Origin of the sequence: Pseudomonas turukhanskensis (assembly GCF_027922365.1) — a bacterium.
Lineage (GTDB): Bacteria > Pseudomonadota > Gammaproteobacteria > Pseudomonadales > Pseudomonadaceae > Aquipseudomonas > Aquipseudomonas turukhanskensis.
The window spans coordinates 1-991 of the sequence record NZ_BSFN01000056.1; the positions used below are offsets into that span (position 1 = coordinate 1).

1 protein-coding gene is annotated in these 991 nt (G+C 59.5%); it reads left to right on the plus strand.

Annotated elements, in window-relative coordinates:
• On the plus strand, positions 1-991 hold a 991-nt coding region (locus tag PKE98_RS26915), incomplete at both ends, for a hypothetical protein (protein ID WP_271198560.1).

A 991-nucleotide genomic window follows, 5' to 3' on the forward strand; every position in this document is an offset into this window, starting at 1 on the left:
TCCAGGCCGGCCAAACCCTGGCCATCAACACCCAAAGCCTGAGCAATAACGCAGGCCTGGTGCGGGGTAAAACCCTGACGGTGACTGCCAAGCAGGTGGACAACCGCAATGGCGGTACGTTTTACGGCAGCGACACGGCGCAGTTGCGCGTTAGCGACACGCTTACCAATCAAAGCGGCAGCGGAATATATGCGCAAACCACGCTGACCCTGGAGGTGGTGGGCGCACTGCTCAACGACGCCGCCACCCTTGCCGCCACCACGATCAATCTGACTGCAGCCAGCCTGGGTAACAAAGCGGCTGCGCAGATAGTGGCGGACGCGGGGTTGAACATCGAGTTGCGCGGGCATGTGCTCAATGACGCGGCCACCCTGGCGGCCGCTACCCTGACACTCAAGGGCGGCAGCCTGACCAATCAGGCATCGGCCCAGGTGGTCGCCGATAACGCGCTACGTGTTGATGTTAAAGGGTCTGTGCTTAACATCGGCGCGACATTGGCGGCGGGTGAAACGCTAACCATTGAGTCCGGCAGCCTCGTCGAAAACACCGCTGGCGGTGTAGTGGCAGGCGAGACCATTCGCGTAAAAGCCAGGGATATCCGCAACCGCGGCAGGGCCCGGATTCTGGGTAGCGATATTGAGCTAACCGCGCAAAACGCCTTTTACAGCGAAACCCAAGCCTCGATCCAGGCCAGCAACAACCTCGCCATTGATGCCCTTTCGTTTACTGCTTCGGCCAGTGAACTGCTGGCCGGCAACGACCTGTCCCTTACGCTTGGCAGCTACCAGAACAGTGCCCTGATCAGCTCGCAAAACACTGCCAGCCTGAGCTTTAAAAACAACGCTAGCCTGTTGATCGATGCGGCCTTTAAAACCCCGCAGGCGGCCAATTTATTTACCTTGTCTGCCCACGACATCACCATCACGGGCGAACTCAACGCCCCAGGCTCGGTGCAGATTGTGGCGGCCGGTGATGTGCGTAATCAGGGTGC